General features: G+C 68.6%; 13 protein-coding genes and 1 pseudogene. 9 read left to right on the forward strand and 5 right to left on the reverse strand.

Annotation, left to right across the window (positions count from 1 at the left end; translation table 11 throughout):
* Positions 1 to 254 precede the first annotated feature (254 nt).
* Entirely contained in the window at positions 255 to 1,742 is a 1,488-nt protein-coding gene (locus tag JGS39_RS08540) for a SulP family inorganic anion transporter (RefSeq protein WP_219568150.1), read from the reverse strand.
* A 413-nt stretch (positions 1,743 to 2,155) separates the two neighbouring features.
* Here JGS39_RS08540 and JGS39_RS08545 point away from each other — a divergent pair, with 413 nt between their 5' ends.
* Positions 2,156 to 2,560 carry a MerR family transcriptional regulator gene (locus JGS39_RS08545; RefSeq protein ID WP_219568151.1) on the forward strand — a complete coding sequence of 135 codons (405 nt, stop codon included), beginning with the start codon at positions 2,156 to 2,158 and terminating at the stop codon, positions 2,558 to 2,560.
* Between the two features lie 66 nt (positions 2,561 to 2,626).
* Here JGS39_RS08545 and JGS39_RS08550 read toward each other — a convergent pair whose 3' ends face one another.
* Complete coding sequence (locus JGS39_RS08550; RefSeq protein WP_236063497.1) at positions 2,627 to 3,460, reverse strand: RraA family protein; 834 nt, start codon at positions 3,458 to 3,460, stop codon at positions 2,627 to 2,629.
* 109 nt (positions 3,461 to 3,569) lie between these two features.
* Between JGS39_RS08550 and JGS39_RS08555 the strand changes: the two genes are divergently transcribed.
* The 5 genes and pseudogenes from JGS39_RS08555 to JGS39_RS40675 form a co-directional block, all read left to right on the forward strand.
* Positions 3,570 to 4,895, forward strand: coding sequence for an alpha-L-fucosidase (locus tag JGS39_RS08555; protein WP_219568152.1), 1,326 nt, complete (start codon positions 3,570 to 3,572; stop codon positions 4,893 to 4,895).
* A gap of 189 nt (positions 4,896 to 5,084) precedes the next feature.
* Entirely contained in the window at positions 5,085 to 6,329 is a 1,245-nt protein-coding gene (locus tag JGS39_RS08560) for an ABC transporter substrate-binding protein (protein ID WP_219568153.1), read from the forward strand.
* Positions 6,308 to 7,237: a carbohydrate ABC transporter permease gene (locus tag JGS39_RS08565; RefSeq protein ID WP_306068827.1), complete on the forward strand. Its 930-nt coding sequence runs from the start codon at positions 6,308 to 6,310 to the stop codon at positions 7,235 to 7,237. The genes JGS39_RS08560 and JGS39_RS08565 overlap by 22 nt, the downstream gene beginning before the upstream one ends.
* Positions 7,238 to 7,246: 9 nt before the next feature.
* Positions 7,247 to 8,158: a carbohydrate ABC transporter permease gene (locus JGS39_RS08570; RefSeq protein ID WP_308120263.1), complete on the forward strand. Its 912-nt coding sequence runs from the start codon at positions 7,247 to 7,249 to the stop codon at positions 8,156 to 8,158.
* 590 nt (positions 8,159 to 8,748) lie between these two features.
* Positions 8,749 to 9,798, forward strand: a pseudogene (locus JGS39_RS40675) (right-handed parallel beta-helix repeat-containing protein); the annotation flags it as partial.
* A gap of 213 nt (positions 9,799 to 10,011) precedes the next feature.
* Here JGS39_RS40675 and JGS39_RS08580 read toward each other — a convergent pair.
* From JGS39_RS08580 to JGS39_RS08590, 3 genes are all read right to left on the reverse strand, one after another.
* On the reverse strand, positions 10,012 to 10,773 hold the full coding sequence (locus JGS39_RS08580; RefSeq protein WP_236065703.1) for a GntR family transcriptional regulator: 762 nt from the start codon (positions 10,771 to 10,773) through the stop codon (positions 10,012 to 10,014).
* A 68-nt stretch (positions 10,774 to 10,841) separates the two neighbouring features.
* A complete protein-coding gene (locus tag JGS39_RS08585) occupies positions 10,842 to 11,828 on the reverse strand; it encodes an acetylxylan esterase (protein ID WP_219568154.1) in 987 nt (328 codons plus the stop codon).
* 122 nt (positions 11,829 to 11,950) lie between these two features.
* Positions 11,951 to 12,775: an amidohydrolase family protein gene (locus JGS39_RS08590; RefSeq protein ID WP_219568155.1), complete on the reverse strand. Its 825-nt coding sequence runs from the start codon at positions 12,773 to 12,775 to the stop codon at positions 11,951 to 11,953.
* Between the two features lie 107 nt (positions 12,776 to 12,882).
* Here JGS39_RS08590 and JGS39_RS08595 point away from each other — a divergent pair, with 107 nt between their 5' ends.
* From JGS39_RS08595 to JGS39_RS08605, 3 genes are all read left to right on the forward strand, one after another.
* Positions 12,883 to 14,829 (forward strand): DUF8034 domain-containing protein, encoded by a 1,947-nt coding sequence (locus JGS39_RS08595; RefSeq protein ID WP_308120264.1) that lies wholly within the window; start codon positions 12,883 to 12,885, stop codon positions 14,827 to 14,829.
* A complete protein-coding gene (locus JGS39_RS08600) occupies positions 14,826 to 15,782 on the forward strand; it encodes an aldo/keto reductase (RefSeq protein ID WP_219568156.1) in 957 nt (318 codons plus the stop codon). Before JGS39_RS08595 ends, JGS39_RS08600 begins: the two co-directional genes overlap by 4 nt.
* A gap of 282 nt (positions 15,783 to 16,064) precedes the next feature.
* Entirely contained in the window at positions 16,065 to 17,453 is a 1,389-nt protein-coding gene (locus JGS39_RS08605; protein WP_236063503.1) for an MFS transporter, read from the forward strand.
* Positions 17,454 to 17,517: the final 64 nt, after the last annotated feature.

Here is a 17,517-nt window from a genome sequence, read left to right on the forward strand (position 1 = left end):
AACGCTCGTGATCAATACAGCTAGGGCGTGTTTCGAAAGTAGCGTCGTCCGCCCGAAGGGCGGGCCCGGCGGCGTCTGGTGCGTGCGATCGCAAGGCGCGGAAAAGGTCTCGTAGCGGAGCTACTAGGGCATTTCCGCAACGCCGCGAGCGTGCGTGCCAGGCGTCGCCGGGCAGGCGGGACTTTCGAAACACGCCCGAGGGCCCGACCCCGGAGACCGGCTGAGCGGCAAGGGCACGTGAGCCGCCCGTTGGATCAGTGACTGGTGAGCTCTCCGGAAAGCTTCCCGTGGAGATGTGCGCTGGAAGCGTTGAGGCCGATGATCTCGACGGTCTTGCCGCGCTGGGCGTACTTCGTCTCGATGGCGTCGAGGGCGGCCACGGAGGAGGCGTCCCAGATGTGGGCGGCGGAGAGATCGATAACGACGCGCTGGGGGTCGCCCGCGTAGTCGAACCTGCCGACAAGATCATTGGAGGAGGCGAAGAACAGCTCGCCGTTCACGGAGTAGACGACGGCGCTGCCGTCGGGGTCGGTGACCGCGGTGACGTCGGCGAGGCGGGCGACGCGCCGGGCGAAGATGACCATCGCGGTGACGGTACCGACGACGACGCCGATGGCGAGGTTGTGGGTGGCGACGACCACGATCACGGTGATGACCATGACGGCGATCTCGCCCGCGGGCATCCGCCTGAGGGTCTTCGGGGCGATGGAGTGCCAGTCGAAGGTCGCGAACGACACCATGACCATGACGGCGACCAGGGCGGCCATGGGAATATCGGACACCACCGGGCCGAAGACGATGCACAGCACCATCAGAAAGGAACCGGCGAGGAAGGTGGACAGCCGGGTACGGGCTCCCGAGACCTTCACGTTGATCATCGTCTGGCCGATCATCGCGCAGCCGCCCATGCCGCCGAAGAACCCCGTGACGATGTTGGCGATGCCCTGCCCGATGGACTCGCGGGTCTTGGAGGAGTGGGTGTCGGTGATGTCGTCGACCAGCTTCGCGGTCATCAGCGACTCCATCAGCCCGACCAGCGCCATCGCGAAGGCGTAGGGGGCGATCGTCGTCAGGGTGTCGAGGGTGAAGGGAACGTCGGGCAGACCCGGCACCGGCAGCGAGGACGGCAGGTCACCCTTGTCCCCCACGGTCGGCACGGCGATCCCCGCAGCGACCGTGATGACGGTGAGGATGACGATGGAGACCAGCGGGGCCGGAATCACCCGGGTGACCTTCGGGAAGAAGACCATCAGCGCCAGGCCGCCGATGATCAGCGGGTACACGGCCCAGGGCACGTCGTGCATCTCGGGCACCTGCGCCATGAAGATCAGGATCGCCAGAGCGTTGACGAACCCGACCATCACCGAACGCGGCACGAACCGCATCAGCTTCGCCACTCCCAGCGCGCCGAGCACGACCTGGAAGACCCCCGCCAGGATGACGGCGGCGATCAGGTACCCCAGGCCGTGCTCACGGTTCAGCGGAGCGATCACGAGGGCGACGGCGCCGGTGGCGGCCGAGATCATGGCACGGCGGCCGCCGACGACCGAGATGACCACCGCCATGGTGAACGAGGCGAACAGGCCGATCGCCGGGTCGACGCCCGCGATGATCGAGAACGAGATGGCCTCGGGGATCAGCGCCAGCCCGACCACCAGACCGGCCAGGATCTCGGTACGCCAGACCTTCGGGTCGGACAGCCAGTCGGGCTTCAGGCCGCGCAGCACAGCGGCGGGCGTCATGACGGAAGAAGACAAGGAGGTGAGAACCTGTCGTGCTCGGGCAGACCCCGCCGGCAGGCCGGGGCTTGCGGGAAAAGCGCGAAGGGGCCGGGCCGGCACCCCGCGGACGGCCCTGGAGGGCCGGAGTACGAGGGGGAGGGACGGAGCACTGGCGCACGGCCGGGCCACTCACATCCGGGAAGCGGAAGTCACGGCGGGCAGGCGGGGGCGCTCAGCACCATGGGCTCGCGCACGCTCACTCCTGCAAGAATCGGGTCTGCGCCGGGTCGTCGTCGGCCCCGGGAACGATGGCTGGGAGCGGGGCAGTCGCGCGGCCCTCGCCGTCAGCAACTCTACCCTAACGTTAGGGTAGAGGTCGGTCGCGGTCGCGCAGGGTGCGGCCCGCCACGAGGAGAAGGGCCGGGGCCACGGGCGTGGACGACAAGCACATGCAGATCGGCGAGGTCGCCGCACGGACCGAACTGTCCCTGCGCACGATCCGCCACTACGAGGAGACGGGCCTCGTCGTTCCTTCCGCCCGCTCGCAGGGCGGGTTCCGACTCTACACCGAGAGTGACGTCCAACGGCTCATGGTCATCCGCCGCATGAAGCCGCTCGGTTTCACTCTCGACCAGATGCGCGACCTGCTCGATGCGACAGACCGCCTCGACGCGGGCAACGCGCTGGACGCCGGTGAACGCGAGGGCCTGTTGGACCGGGTACGCGAGTACGAACGGGCCGCCGCGGAACAGGTCACCAGGCTCCGCATCCAGCTCTCCCGGGCCGAGGACTTCGCCGGCACCCTCCGTGCACGCCTGCCGCAGGACACTCCTGGCTGAGCTGAGCAGTCGGCCGGCCCGCGGGCCGGCCCCGACCTCCGGCGGAAGCGTCGACACCATGTCCCCTCAGGTGGCGGACCGGCTCGCCAGGTACTCGGTCATGCCCTCGCCGGTGAGCGGATAGTAGTCGGAGAGCCTTGCGCCCTCATCGAGGCGGCGACGGGCGAACGCCTCCCGGTCCTGGTGGAGCAGGGAGTCCTCGGCGAGCGGGATCGCGTTCTGCTGCGGCACGACGACGGCCCCGTCCTCGTCGGCGACGATCAGGTCGCCCGGTGTGACCAGTGAGCCGCCGACGCCGACGGGCACGTTGAACGCGGACGGGAACAGCTCGGTCTGCGAGGCGTAGTGGGGAGTGACGCCGGTGCACCAGATGGGCACGCCGAGCGCGCGCACCCGGGCCGCGTCCCGCACCCGGCCGTCCACCACGATCCCGGCGCCGCCGCGCAGCTTGAAGTAGCGCACGAGCATGTCGCCGAGGCAGCCGGTGAAGTGACTGCCCTGGGCCGAGATGACCAGTACATCGCCGGGCTGGATGGATTCGAGTACGCCCCACAGCGGGGTCTTGCGCTCGATGTCCTCCTGCTCGGCGCCGTTGAAGACGTCTTCCCGCTGCGGGAGGAACTGCAGCGTCACGGCACCGCCGGTGACCTTGACGTCCGGTTCCCGGTGCAACGGCACCGGTCCGTCGATGAACGTCCGGGTGATGCCCATCTGGTGGAGCTTCGCACAGGCCGTCGCCGCGCTCACGTCCTTGAGCGCGTCCACCATCTGCGGGGTGGGCCGTACATACGCGGAGGTGTGGACCGGTGACCGCATCGACTCATAGGCACCGGTCCCCTCCGTCCCGCCGATGAGGGACTCCCCCGCCGATGCCGCTTCCTGATTCCCGATCGAGTGCATGCACGTGCCTCTCCGCGCGCTCGCCGCACGCAACGCCAGTGACATCATCGCCTATCGATGGTAGATAACAGCCAATCGATTAGTGCTGTCAATGCGTCAGGAGCCTTCCATGAACGGTGCGACCACGGATTCCGCCGATTCCCCCGCCGCCACCGGGTGGTTCGAGGCGGCCCGCTTCGGCCTCTTCGTCCACTTCGGCCTGTACAGCCTGGCGGCGCGGCACGAGTGGGTGCGCAGCCGTGAGTCCATGTCGCAGCAGGAGTACGACCGTTATCTGGACAAGTTCGATCCGGACCTCTTCGACGCGCGCCAACTCGCACGCGCCGCGCGGGAGTCCGGGATGCGCTATGCGGTACTGACCGCCAAGCACCATGACGGGTTCTGCCTCTTCGATTCGGCGCTGATCGACTACACGTCGGTGCGCGCGGTGGGCCGCGACCTGGTCCGCGAGTTCGTCGAAGCGATGCGCGCCGAAGGGCTGCGCGTCGGCCTGTACTACTCACTGCTCGACTGGCACCACCCCGACTTCCCGGTCGACGAGCACCACCCGCTGCGCGACACCCCGGCCCGGCAGGACCCTCGCGACATGGAGCGCTACCGCGCCTACATGGAGGGCCAGGTACGTGAACTCCTGACCGGGTACGGCCCGATCGACACCCTGTTCTTCGACTTCACGTACCCGGAGAAGGGTCCGCGGGAGTGGGGGGCGGAGCATCTCCTGTCCACTGTGCGGGAGTTGCAGCCGGGCATCCTCGTCAACGACAGGCTCGGCATTCCGGGCGACTACGTCACGCCCGAGCAGTACCAGCCCGACCGGCCGCTGGAACGCGACGGCGAGCGCGTGACGTGGGAGGCCTGCCACACACTCAACGGCTCATGGGGCTACGACCGCGACAACCACGACTACAAGGACCCCGCGCTGCTGGTCCGCATGCTGGTGCAGTCCGTCGCCTGCGGCGGCAACCTCATCCTGAACGTCGGGCCCAACGGCCGCGGCGCCCTGGATCCGCAGGCCCGCGCCACGCTCCGGGCCATCGGCGCATGGACGGACCTGCACGCACGGTCCGTGCACGGTGCGGGGCCGAGCTCCTTCGAGCCGCCCCCGCACGCCCTGTACACACAGTCCGGCAATCGTCTGTACCTGCACCTGCCGGCCTGGCCGCTCAAGCACCTTCACCTCCCCGGGCTGGCCGGGCGCGTGCGCTACGCCCAACTCCTGCACGACGGTTCGGAGATCCGCTTCCACGAGACGGACGGCGCCCGGCACGAGCACAACAACCTCGCGCCGCCGAGCCAGCCGACGGGGACGCTGACCCTCACCCTGCCCATCGCCCGGCCCGATGTGCTGCTCCCGGTGATCGAGCTGGAGCTGGACACGAGTACCGGAACTCAGATTTGCGGCAGCACCCTTGAAGAAGCAACGAGCCCGCTCTAGCATCAACAATCGATAGACGATAGGCCTGTTGGGAGGCGGGGGTCCGGCCCCGCCTCCACGACATCGCACCACCCCGCCGGGCGAACCGGACCCTCGGGCGCCCGCACCCTCCCGCCGCCTTCCCCTCAGGAATCCGCGGCTGGATGCCAGCTATCGATTATTCACGACTACGCAACGGAGCGTGTCCCGATGAAAACAATGTGGCGCCGCGCTTGCGGGCTCACCGTGGCTCCCCTGGTGATGGCCTCGGCCGTCGCCTGCGGGGGCGGGTCCGACCAGGCGTCGGAGGGCACGACCCTCCGCGTCATCGTGAACATCACCCCGAACCTGACGGAGAAGTACTGGAACGACCTCTTCGACGGGTACGAGAAGGCTCACCCCGGTGTGACCATCAAGCTCGAACTGACCGGCACGATCTCGCCGGACGCGAAGCTGAGGCAGGACCTGGCCGCCGGCGATCCGCCCGACGTCGCGCAGCAGATCACGCCGAAGGCCGACAACGTGTCGCTCTTCACGGACCTGTCCGACCAGCCCTGGATCAAGAAGACTCCGCTGACCGCCCAGTACGCCGTCGGCGGCAAGCACTACGTGGCGGGTGTGGGTGAGCAGATACAGTCGCTCGTCTTCTACAACAAGGCCGCCTTCGCGAAGGCGGGGGTCGACGCGGCTCGGATCACGACGATGGCGCAGTTCACTTCGGCCATGGGTGAGTTGAAGGACGCCGGTTACAAGCCGCTGCAGACTGCCGGGCAGTGGGTCACCGGGGCCCAGTTCTCGATGATCGCCGACGCGGGTGTGCTCACCGCCGATCCCGAGTGGTCGGCCAAGCGCAACCAGGGCAAGGCCTCCTTCGCCGAGAGCGGCTACCTGCCCTACTTCGATCACTACAAGAGCTGGATCGACGACGGCTACCTGGAGAAGAGCGCACTCGGACTCACCTACGCGGACGGCCAGACGGCGTTCCTGAACGGCAAGTCCGCGATGTACGTCATGGGCTCGTTCTTCGTGCCCGCCGCGGACGCCGCGAAGAAGAGCGACGACATCGGGGTGTTCACCATGCCGACGGACGGGGCTTATCCGTCCGGTCAGTTCGGCAACATCTCGAACCCGTACGTCGTCGTGAACAAGTCGCGCCACAAGGCCGAGGCGATCGAGTTCGTGAAGTGGGCGACCACCGATGCGGCGGCCATCAAGAGCCAGCTCGCCTCGGACGGCAACCTGCGCGAGGGCTTCACGTATCCGATGTCCAGCCTCGGCACCTCCGTGCAGCAGATCCTCGACAAGGCGCCGTCGGTGCTCGTGAAGTCCGGGGAGAGCGAGCCGATCACCGGCTTCAGCGACGAGCTCAACAAGCAGATCCAGTCCCTGTACACAGGCGCTTCCCCCGAGGACGCGGCCGACGGATTGGACAAGTGGTGGAACTCGCAGAGCTGACCGCGGGGCTTGACCGGCAGGCGCGTCGTCGGGCGAGACTGCGTGAGTCGGCCGTGTCCTTCGCGATGATGGGTCCGGCCGTCCTCCTGTACACGGTGATGACCGTCGTTCCTGTGGGCGTCGCCGTCTATCTCAGCCTGACCGACTGGGACGGATTCTCCGCTGCCGCGTTCATCGGCCTGGACAACTACAAGCACCTCTTCGACGACCCGAGTTCGTCGGAGGCCTGGTATGTGACGGCGCTGATCGCCACGGCCGGCACCGTGCTCATGGTGGGTCTGGGGCTCGTGTACGCGCTGGCGCTCAAGGGCCGTTCGCGCGCGAACTCCTTCTTCCGGGCCGTCGCCTACTTCCCGCACGTCATCAGCGCGCTGATCCTCGGCTATCTGTGGGCGGCGATCCTCGGAACCAACGGCGCCATCAACAACACGCTGGCCAAGTTCGGCATCGAGCCGCTCGGGTTCCTCTTCGACGAGCAGTTCGCGCTGATCTCACTGATCGGCGTGATCGTGTGGGCGGGATTCGGTTTCAACGTGGTCCTGTTCGTGGCCGCGCTGCAGACGGTGCCGGCCGAGCTGCTCGAGGCGGCGGCGATCGACGGCGCGTCCAAGCGGCAGATCAATCTGCGGATCGTGATCCCGATGATCGCGCCCGTGGTGACCGTGGCGACCGTACTGAACCTGGTGGGTCTCATCCGGGCCTACGACATCGTGGTCAGCCTCACCGGCGGAGGCCCGGCCGGGTCGACGCAGACCTTCACCTATCTCATTCTCGCCCGGTCCTTCGAGGGCACCAAAGTCGGATACGCGACCGCGCAGGCGGTGTTCCTGATGGTGGTCTCGGCGGTGCTCGCCCTCGTCGTGACGGCGCTGCGCAACCGCCAGGACCAGGCCGCGACAGGAAGTTAGGAGCCGTTGGTGGTCGTACTGGAAGCAAAGGTCCACGACAGGCCGCAGGCCGCGCCGGCCAAGGGCGGGAAGGCACCGGGCACGGAGCGCGGGGAGCCTCGCTCGCCCGGCCGGTGGGTGCTGCTCGGGGTGCTGTTCGTCATCATGATCGTGCCGGTGTACCTGCTGGTCGTGAACGCCTTCAAGTCGCAGCAGGACATCCTCGACAACCCCTTCTCCATCCCGCTGAGCGGGCTGACCTTCGAGCACATGTCAGCCGCGGTCAGCAGCCCGCAGTTCAACGTCATCGACGGCTACGGCTTCACGCTGTTCCTCGTCGTGCTCGTCGACGTGCTGTGCATCCTGCTCGCCGGCCCGGCCGCGTACGCGATCGCGCGCAGCCTCAAGCGACGGACGCAGCTGGTGCTGCTGTACTTCCTGGCCGGCACGTTCATTCCGGGCGCCGCCGTGATCATCCCGGTGATCTACGTACTGCGCGAGATCGGGCTGGCGAACACCGTGACCGGCCTGGTCGCGCATGACGTGGCGTCCACGCTGCCGGTGAGCATCTTCCTGTTCGTCGGCTTCATCCGCACCATTCCGGTGGACATCGACCATGCGGCGACGATCGACGGTGCGGGCCGCTTCCGGACGTTCTGGGCCATCATCTTCCCGCTGATGCGGCCCGCGGTGGTCACGGTGCTCATCCTCAACTCGATAGGGATCTGGAACGACTTCGTCTCTCCGCAGATCCTGCTCAGCCCGTCCTCCGGGCACTACACGGTGACGACGGCGGTCTACGCCGGCATCAGCCAGTACTCGACCGATCTGACGAAGGTGTTCCCCAACCTGCTGCTCGCCATCGCACCGGTCGTCATCTTCTTCATCTATATGCAGCGCCACATCATCAGCGGTCTCACCGTGGGCGCCGTGAAGGGCTGACCGGGGCCCACGTTCCAATTCCGTCCGAGAAAGAGCCGAGAGCCGAGAAAGGACCACGCGTGCTGAGAAACCCGAAACGACGGTCCCGTGGAGGACCGTGGACCGCGGCCGTCCTGTTCGCGTCGCTGGCCATGGTCGCGGTGGGGCATCCCGCCGCGGCCCATCCGGTCAAGCCCAAGGCGGGGAACACGTATTACGTAGCACCCTCCGGCCAGGACACGGCGGACGGGAGGAGTGACAGGTCGCCGTTCCGGCACATCCAGAAGTGCGCCGACGTGATGGTTCCGGGCGACACGTGCCTGGTCCTGTCCGGTACGTACGAGGAGACGGTCGTGCCGGCTCGTTCCGGCACCGCCGAACTGCCCCTCACCTACCGCGCGGCCCCGGGTGCGAAGGTGACGGTGAGCGGCGCCTCCAGGATCGGCGGCTTCGAGCCGGTCACCGCCGCCGATGTCACCGAGATCGCCACGAAGGACCCGTTCGCCGCCGGCTCGCAGTTCAGCGACGCCGTGGCGGACGGGCACGTATACAGCACGAGCGCCGACCTCGGGCCCGACGTGACCACGGTGCAGGTCTTCACCGACAAGAATATGGGCGTCGAGGCCCAGTGGCCCTACCCCGGCCTCGACCTGCTCGGTCCCTCGCTCCAGTACGCCGGTGCGGGCAGTGCCGACGCCACCGTCGCCGACGCGGATCTGACCCGTCCGGCGGGGTACTGGGACGGCGCGCGCGCCCTCACCGGCTACTGGTACGTGTCGGCCACGACCACGGTCAAGAGCTCCGCCGTCGGCTCCGTGACGCTGGACGCGGCGCCGCCGTGCGTCCACAAGGTCGTACCCGAGGAGACCCGGTACGCACTCTCCGGGAAGATCGGCGAACTCGCTCATCCGGGCGAGTGGTTCTATGATCCGGCGGCGAAGCGCCTGTACGTCTACAGCACCGACGATCCGGACACCCACAGCGTCGAGGTCAAGCGGCGCACGCTCGGCTTCGACCTGACGAACACCTCTCACACGACGGTCGACGGCATCGGCCTGTTCGCCACCACCATCACCACGGGGCCCTCCAGCACGGGCGTCACTCTGGACGGCATCGACGGCCGGTACCTCTCGCACTACACGGACATCACCCGGGGCGCGACGGACTGCGGCAGTACGGTGACGCGGGGCGTCGGCGACACCGGCATCGTCCTCGACGGCACCCGGAACAGGATCGTGAACAGTGATCTGTCGCTGAGCGCCGGAAACGGCATCGCGCTCCGCGGACAGAACAACACCGCCACCGACAACGTGATCCACGACGTCGACTACATGGGCACCTACGCGGCGGGCATCGCGGTGCAGGGCAACAGCCAGACGGTCACGCACAACACGATCTCCCGGGTCGGCCGCAGCGGCATCAACCTCCAGTGGAACGAGGTCCCCGGGCTCACCCCGGGCAAGGACGTGATCGCGTACAACGACATCTCCGGGTATGCCCGCATGAGCCTGGACGTCGCCGCGATCTACACCTGCTGCAGCGCCTGGATGATGGGCACCACCATCGACCACAACGTGCTCCACGACCCGGCTCCGGCCACGACCTCCACCACCTTCGGGATCTCGGGGGTCTACGCGGACAACGGCCAGAGCGACCTCGTGATCGCGAACAACGTGGGCTGGGGCAACCGGGAGGGCACGGTGATGCTGAACGGTCTGGGTACCGGATCGCACGACAACGGCGTCTACAACAACACCGGTGGCATGACGCTGTTCTACGTGAAGGAGCCGGGGCAGTCGACCGGCACGGAGATCTACAACAACCTCGGGACGATCCGGGGCCTGACCGGCGCCACAGACGGCGGACTCGTCCTCTCACACAACCTTCCCGCGGAGACCGACCCGCTGTTCGTCGACGCGGCCAACCACGACTACCGGCTGACCGCCGGCTCCCCCGCGCGTGGTCAGGCGCTCGCNTGCGTGGTCGGCGAACGCCTGGGCCGCCTTGGCGGGCTCCCTGGACCTCAACAGGCTGACGAGGCGCCCGTGTTCGTCGGCCATGGCACGCCAGTCACCGTCGAACAGCGGGTCGGAGATGGCCCGCAGGGTGCGCAGACTCGGCTCGATGACCTCCCACATGCGGGCCAGGAACGGATTGCCCGCGAACCGGCTGACGAGGGTGTGGAACTCAATGTCGGCGTCGCGGAAGCTGCTGACGTCGTTCGTGGCGACCGCCTCGTGCATCCTCTCGACCTGCGCGTCGAGCTCGGCCAGCTGGTCCTCGGTGATGTGCTCGGCGGCCAGCTGTGCGGCCAGCCCCTCAAGTGGTTCGCGTACTTGACGTGCGTACTCCGCGTCCCGCGAGGAGATCTCCACGACGAAGTGGCCGCGGCGGGGGACGTGCGTGAACAGGCCCTCACGGGCGAGCCTTTTGACCGCCTCGCGCACCGGGGCCTGGCTCACGCCGAGCCGCCGGGCGATCTCGGATTCGACCACGCGGTCGTTCGGTGCGAGATCGCCCTCGACGACGGCCTGGCGCAGCAGGTCGTACACCTGGTCCGAGATCAGGGTCTTGCGGAACCGGTCCTTGTTGGTGGCCAGCGTGGAGACGAACCCACCGGACGCATGTGATGCCATGAAATCCCAATCCTGCACTGGGGCACGTCAGTTGCGACATAATACGCGCCCGCCCTCCCTCGGTGGAGTCACACCGAGGTTTCCAGCTGATCGGCCAGCCACTCCAATTTGACTACCTCATGGGCGGCCCCGCCGCCTTCGTGGTCGTTGAACGGATAGACCCGTATCTGCTTGTCGGACTGATCCACGTTCCCGTGGGTGCCGTAGTGGTTGAACGCCGCGTACACCGTGGAGGGCGGGCAGATGCGGTCCATCAGCCCGACCGAGAACAGGGTCGGCGCATTGGCCCGCCGGGCCAGGGCGGCCCCGTCGAAGTACGACATGGTGCGCGCCACCGTGGCCGCGTGCTCACGGTGCCGCTTCACGAACCGGGTGACCTCGTCGTACGGCGGCATGTCCGTGATCGTCGTGGCGCGCGCGAAGTGGCACAGGAACGGCACGTCCGGCATGACGGCCACGAGGTCGGGGACCAGACCCGCGGCGGCGAGCGTGATGCCGCCGCCCTGACTGGTTCCGGTGACCACGACGCGGGCCGGGTCGACGTCCGGGTGCGTGCGCGCCGCGGCCACGGCGCGCACCGCGTCGGTGTAGAGGCGCCGGTAGTAGTAGCGGCGCGGGTCGAGGACGCCGCGGGTGAGGAAGCCGGGCGCCGCGATGTCGCCGGTGGCCGGGTCGGCGTCGGGGGTCTCGGCGCCCTGGCCGCGGGTGTCCATGACGAAGTGCGCGTAGCCCGCGTCCGCCCACAGGCGCGTCTCGTGCGGCGCCCCCCGCCCGGTGCCGTAGCCCAGGTACTCCACGACGACCGGCAGCGGGCCGGTGCGGGTCACCGGCAGGTGGAGCCAGCCGCGTACGGGGTGGCCGCCGTAACCGGCGAAGGTCACATCGAAGGTGTCGATCGTGACGAGCCCGTTGTTCACCGGCTGGAACGAGACAGCGAGGTCGACGTCCTCGTGCCGGGCAAGGGTCTCCTGCCAGAAGACGTCGAAGTCGTCCGGCTCGGCGAGAGCCGGCCGGTAACTCTCCAGCTCGTTCAGGGGAAGGTCGAACTGTGCCATGAGCATCTCCGCGGAGGTCGGGGCCCGCTCTCGGCGATGCCGAGCCGGCCGCTGATCATCGCCTATCGATCATCGAGGGAATCGAATCAGGGGCGTTCGAGCACTGTCAACCGGGCGGACGGTCAGCTGTCGAGTCCGTACACGCGGGCCGGGGTCGTGTGCAGGATGCGAGTGCGCCGGTCGTCCGTCAGGTGCGCCAGGCCGAGCCGGGACGTCGTGAGCGAGTCGGCCCGGGTGCCCCGGGGCAGACAGATCGGCCAGTCCGAGCCGATCAGGCAGCGGTCCGGGCCGAGCGTGTCGACGACGTGCCGCAGCATGTGCGCGATGCGCTGATGTGGTGCGCCGTGCTGTTGGGTGAGCAGTCCGGAGATCTTCACCACCACACCGGTCGCGTCGGCTGCGCGCTCGATATCGCGGTACCACTCCCCCGCCTCGGGCGTGCGCAGATGCGGGGGATTGCCCAGGTGGTCGACGACGACCTTCAGCTCCGGATGCCGGTCTGTGACGTCGGCCGCCGCCCCCAACGCCCCCTGATGCAGGTTGATCTGGAGGACCACGCCTTCTTCGGCCAGGACGGGGACGAGCGCGCGGGCCGCCTCGGGAGTGTCCGTCCAGGAGGTTCCGCCGAGCCGCATCCCGTTCGGCCGCGAGGCACCCCACTCGTGCAGCAGGGCACGGAACGGGCCGGGTCCGTCGGCGCCGTGGACGTGCAGGTTGGCCACGTACCCGGCGATCAGGTCCGGGCGGCGCAGGCGCAGTTCGCGCAGCGTGCGCGTCTCTCCCGCGTCTCCGCGCGACGCCTCGACGAGGATCGCGCCGGCCAGGCCGAGACCCGCACCCGACCGCTCCAAGTCGCCCTCACCGAAGGGGTGATGATGCTCACTGCCGGGCTTGATCCACGGGAACCCCCCGGCCGGATCCCACAGGTGGACGTGGCAGTCGATCACGGTGCGCCTCCTCCTCGGCTTGCGGGGCAGCTCCTGAGTATTGACACCTCGCTCCCCGCCGGTGAGTCTAACCATCGGCTATCGATGGGCGATTATTCAATGCTTACGTGACGAGGGAGCAGGTGTTCTCGATGCTCAGGCCTGAGCGGACCGGCGGCACACATACAGGGAAAGAGGCACACGGGCCTCTGCTGAACGCGACCCGGACCGTTACCGACATCCCCCGATGGGCAGAGCTGGAACGGCAGTTGTTCGCCTTCCAGAACAAGGCGTGGCGGCTCTTCGCCGACCGCTACACCGAAGGCGACGGCCGCCTCGTCTTCCGCGACACGCTCGGCCGGGGTCTGGACGGCCGGGACGGGGTGGACGACTTCTACGAGCCGTTCTTCAACTGGCCGATGCTGTACGTGCTCGGCGGCAGTACGGATCTGCTGGCGGCCGCGCGGCGGCACTGGAGTGGTGTCACCGCGCAGCTCACCGAAATGGGCATGCTCGTCGAGGGCCTGGAGCGGGGCTACGACTGGTTCCACCAGGGCGAGGGGCTGCTCCTCTTCTACGGCCTGTGCCTCGCGGACCCGGACGACGAGGAACTGCGCGCACTCGCCCTGCGTTTCGCGGACTTCTACCTTCCCGGCGGACCCAACTACGACCCGGAACAACGTGTGGTGCGCGCCCCGCACAACGGCTCGGCGGGTCCACGGTACGGCTTCAGCGACGAGGAGCCGTACTTCCCGTGGAGCCCGGCTCTGCGCCCGTACGGCATGCCGCTGGACGGGGTCGACGACCTCGCGTCCTTCGACGACCTGGAGGCGTCACCCGAGCGGGCCCGGGCGTACGGCCGGGCGATGTGGGAGCGGATGGGCCGCGGTGACACGATCGTGAACCTCGCGGCCACGGGCCTCGCGACCCAGGCGTTTCTGCTCAGTGGCGAGCGGCGCTACGCGGACTGGGTGGCCGAGTACGTCGGCGCGTGGCAGGAAAGGCTCGACGGCCGTGCCGTCGTGCCCGACAACGCGGGCCTGAACGGTGTGGTGGGCGAGTACCTGGACGGCCGCTGGTACGGCGGCCACTACGGATGGTCCTGGCCGCACGGCCTCTCCCCCGTCGGCAGCGCCACCGTCGTCGGCGCGGCCAACGCGACCCTTCTCACCGGGGACCGGGGCTTCCTGGACCTCGCCCGCAATCCCCTCGACGTCGTGATGTCCCACGCCGAGCAGCGCGGCGCGGGCGAGATGGGCACGCTCGGCGAGCGCTGGGAGCCGCACCTGCGCGCCATGGCGGACGAGCGCACCCTCATGGTTCCTCAGCGGCACAACGACTCCGGCTGGTTCGACTACACCGTCATGCCGGGACAACTTCCGCTTGCGCTCTGGCACTTCAGCCGGGACGAGGCCGACCGGGAGCGGATCGAGCGGCTGCGGTCGGCATCCCGCTGGGACTGGGCGGCGGTGCACACCCAGCGCATCAAGGACGAAGCGGGCCACGAGGAGCCCTGGTACGAGTTCCTGCACGGGCGGAACCCCCAGTATCCCGAGCGGATTCTGCGCAGTGCCCTGGCGAGCTGCGCCGAGCGCGTGGAGGCCATCGAGAGCGACACCGTCGACCCGGCGGTCGGCCCGGACGCGCTGGACATCCACCACTGGCAGCACCTCAACCCCGTCCTGACCGAGGCTCTGCTGCAGCTGACCACCGGCTCCCCGCAGGTGCTCTACAACGGCGGACTGGCCCACCTGCACGTGCGCTACCACGACGCGGACGCCCGCCGCCCCGGCCTTCCGCCGGACGTCGCCGCGCTCGTCTCCGACATCCGCCCGGACCACACGGTGCTGGAACTGGTGAACCTCGGTGGTGCGGCGCGTTCCCTGCTGGTGCAGGCGGGTTCGTTCGCCGAGCACCATGTCGGAGCCGTCCGTGTGGACGACGGCCCCGCCCAGCCGGTCGGCGGACCGTACTTCCGCGTCGCCCTTCCCGGGAACGCGCGGATCCGGCTGACCCTGACCATGACCCTGCGCGCGGGACGCGCGGCCTGCGCCTCACCGTGGGAGACGGCATGACCGACCGGCCGGCAACGAACCGGCTGCCCTTCACTCTGCCCCGCCTCGGTCTGGGCACCGCTCCCCTGGGCGGTCTCTTCGAGGACGTCAGCGACGAGGAAGCCGCAGCGACCCTCAAGGCGGCGGCCGAGGGAGGAATGTCGTACGTCGACACCGCTCCCCGCTACGGACACGGCCTCGCCGAGCGCCGCCTGGGCCGGCTGCTCCCCTCCTCCGGGGGCGCCGGCCCGGTGATCTCCACCAAGACGGGCTGGCTGCTGCGCCCCCGGCCGGACGGCTCGCCGGGTGAGGTGATCACCGACTGGACCGAGCGCGGCATCAGGGAATCCCTGGAGTCGAGCCTGGCTCGTCTCGGCCGCTCCAGCGTCGACATCCTGTATCTGCACGACGCCGAACGCTTCCCGGACGAGATCCGCCGCACTGCCTATCCGGCGGTGCGCAGACTGCGCGAGGAAGGCCTGGTCAAGGCCATCGGGTTCGGCATGAACCACAGCGCCCCGCTCGCCTCGTACGTGGCGGAGTTCGAGGTCGACGTCGTACTCGTCGCGGGCCGTCTCTCGCTTCTCGACCACGAGGCGCTCACCGAGTTGCTGCCGCTGTGCGCCAGGACGGGTACCGCGGTGGTCGTCGGTGGTGTCTTCAACACCGGCCTTCTGGCCGACCCGGTGCCCGGCGCCATGTTCAACTACCAGCCGGCTACCGCTGCCTCACTGGAGCGGGCACGGCAGTGCCGGGCCCTGTGCGACGCGTACGAGGTGCCGCTCCCCGCGGCAGCGATCCAGTTTCCGCTGCTGCACGGCGCCGTGGACTCGGTCGTCCTCGGCTGCCGTTCCGCGGCAGAGGTGACGGCCAACGTGGCAGCCGCCCGCTTCCCGGTTCCGGACGAGCTCTGGCAGCGGCTCGCGAGGGCGGGATTCGTCCCCGAACGGCTGCTGGCGGAGCGCGTCGGCTGACCCGCGTACCAGGGCGGCCCCATTGTGGAGCCCGGTTGCCGCACGCGCCCCGTGTGTGCGGCGGCGGCAACCGGGCATCCGGCCGATAGTGGATGCACTGCGGCCACGCGGTGCACACCCGCCGCCCGGGACGAGGAGGGAACCGCTGTGATCAGCCCCGACGCATCGGAGGAGCCCGGAGACAGGGAGGGAACGGCGGCGCCGGGTGATTCCGGAATCGGCGGGGTCACCACGGCCGTCCCGGCGCGGCTGGACCGGCTGCCCTGGTCACGCTGGCACTGGATGATCGTCATCGGCCTCGGCACGGTGTGGATCCTCGACGGGCTGGAAGTGACGACGGTCGGCAACATCGCGAGCCGGCTGTCGGAAGAGGGCTCGGGACTGGCCATCACGTCCACCCAGGTCACCGGCCTGGCGGCGGCCCTCTATGTGGCGGGGGCCTGCTCGGGAGCGCTGTTCTTCGGCTGGCTCACCGACCGGTACGGCCGTAAGAAGCTGTTCATGGTGACGCTCGCGGTCTATCTCGCGGCGACCGCGATGACCGCCCTGTCCTTCAGCGCGTGGTGGTTCTTCCTCTTCCGCTTCCTCACCGGCTTCGGCATCGGCGGGGAGTACGCCGCCATCAACTCGGCGATCGACGAGCTGATCCCCTCGAAGTACCGGGGCCGGGTCGATCTCATCATCAACGGCAGCTACTGGCTGGGCGCGGTCGGCGGGGCGCTGCTGTCGATCGTCATGCTGAACACGGACTACTTCCCGAAGGACCTGGGCTGGCGGCTCACGTTCGCCCTGGGTGTTGTCCTGGGCCTCGTGATCCTGCTCGTACGCCGGCATGTGCCGGAGAGTCCGAGGTGGCAGTTCATCCACGGCCACGGCGAGGACGCCGACAGACTCGTCGGTTCGGTCGAACGGGAGATCGAGGAGCAGCGTCATGAGAAGCTGCCGCCGCCGGCCGGTGAGATCACGATCCACGAGCGCAAGAGCATCGGCTTCGGACTCATCGCGAAGACGGTCTTCCGGAGCTACCCGAAGCGCGCGGTGCTCGGGCTGTCACTCTTCATCGGGCAGGCCTTCCTCTACAACGCGATCACCTTCGGTTTCGGCGCGATCCTCACCACGTTCTACGACGTCGAGAGCGGTCAGACGGGCTACTACTTCGCGGTGATCGCTGCCGGAAACTTCGTCGGACCACTCGTACTCGGCAAGCTGTTCGACACGATCGGGCGGCGCGTCATGATCGCCGCCACATACATCGTCCCGGGCATCCTGCTCTTCATCACGGCTTGGCTCTTCGACCGGGGTTCGCTCAATGCCACCACCCTGACCGCGTGCTGGTGCGTGGTGCTGTTCTTCGCCTCGGCAGGTGCGAGCAGCGCCTACCTGACCGTCTCCGAGGTCTTCCCGATGGAGACCAGGGCCATGGCCATTGCCTTCTTCTACGCGGTCGGTACGGCCGTCGGCGGGATCAGCGGCCCCCTCATCTTCGCCGACCTCACCGAGTCGGGCGTCCCCCGCGACACCGCCCTCGCCTTCTGCATCGGGGCCGGGCTGATGTGCGCGGCGGGCATCGTCGCCGCCTTCCTCGCCGTCAACGCCGAGCAGCGCTCCCTGGAGGACATCGCGAGGCCACTCTCCCAGACGGAGGAGACCGTCGGCGGCACGAAGCAGTGAGCGGACGAGTATCCGGTTCGCAGTGCGGGCGCTGCCTACGGACACAATCCGGTCGTCCACGTCT

It is taken from the genome of Streptomyces poriferorum (genome assembly GCF_019399235.1).
Lineage (GTDB): Bacteria > Actinomycetota > Actinomycetes > Streptomycetales > Streptomycetaceae > Streptomyces > Streptomyces poriferorum.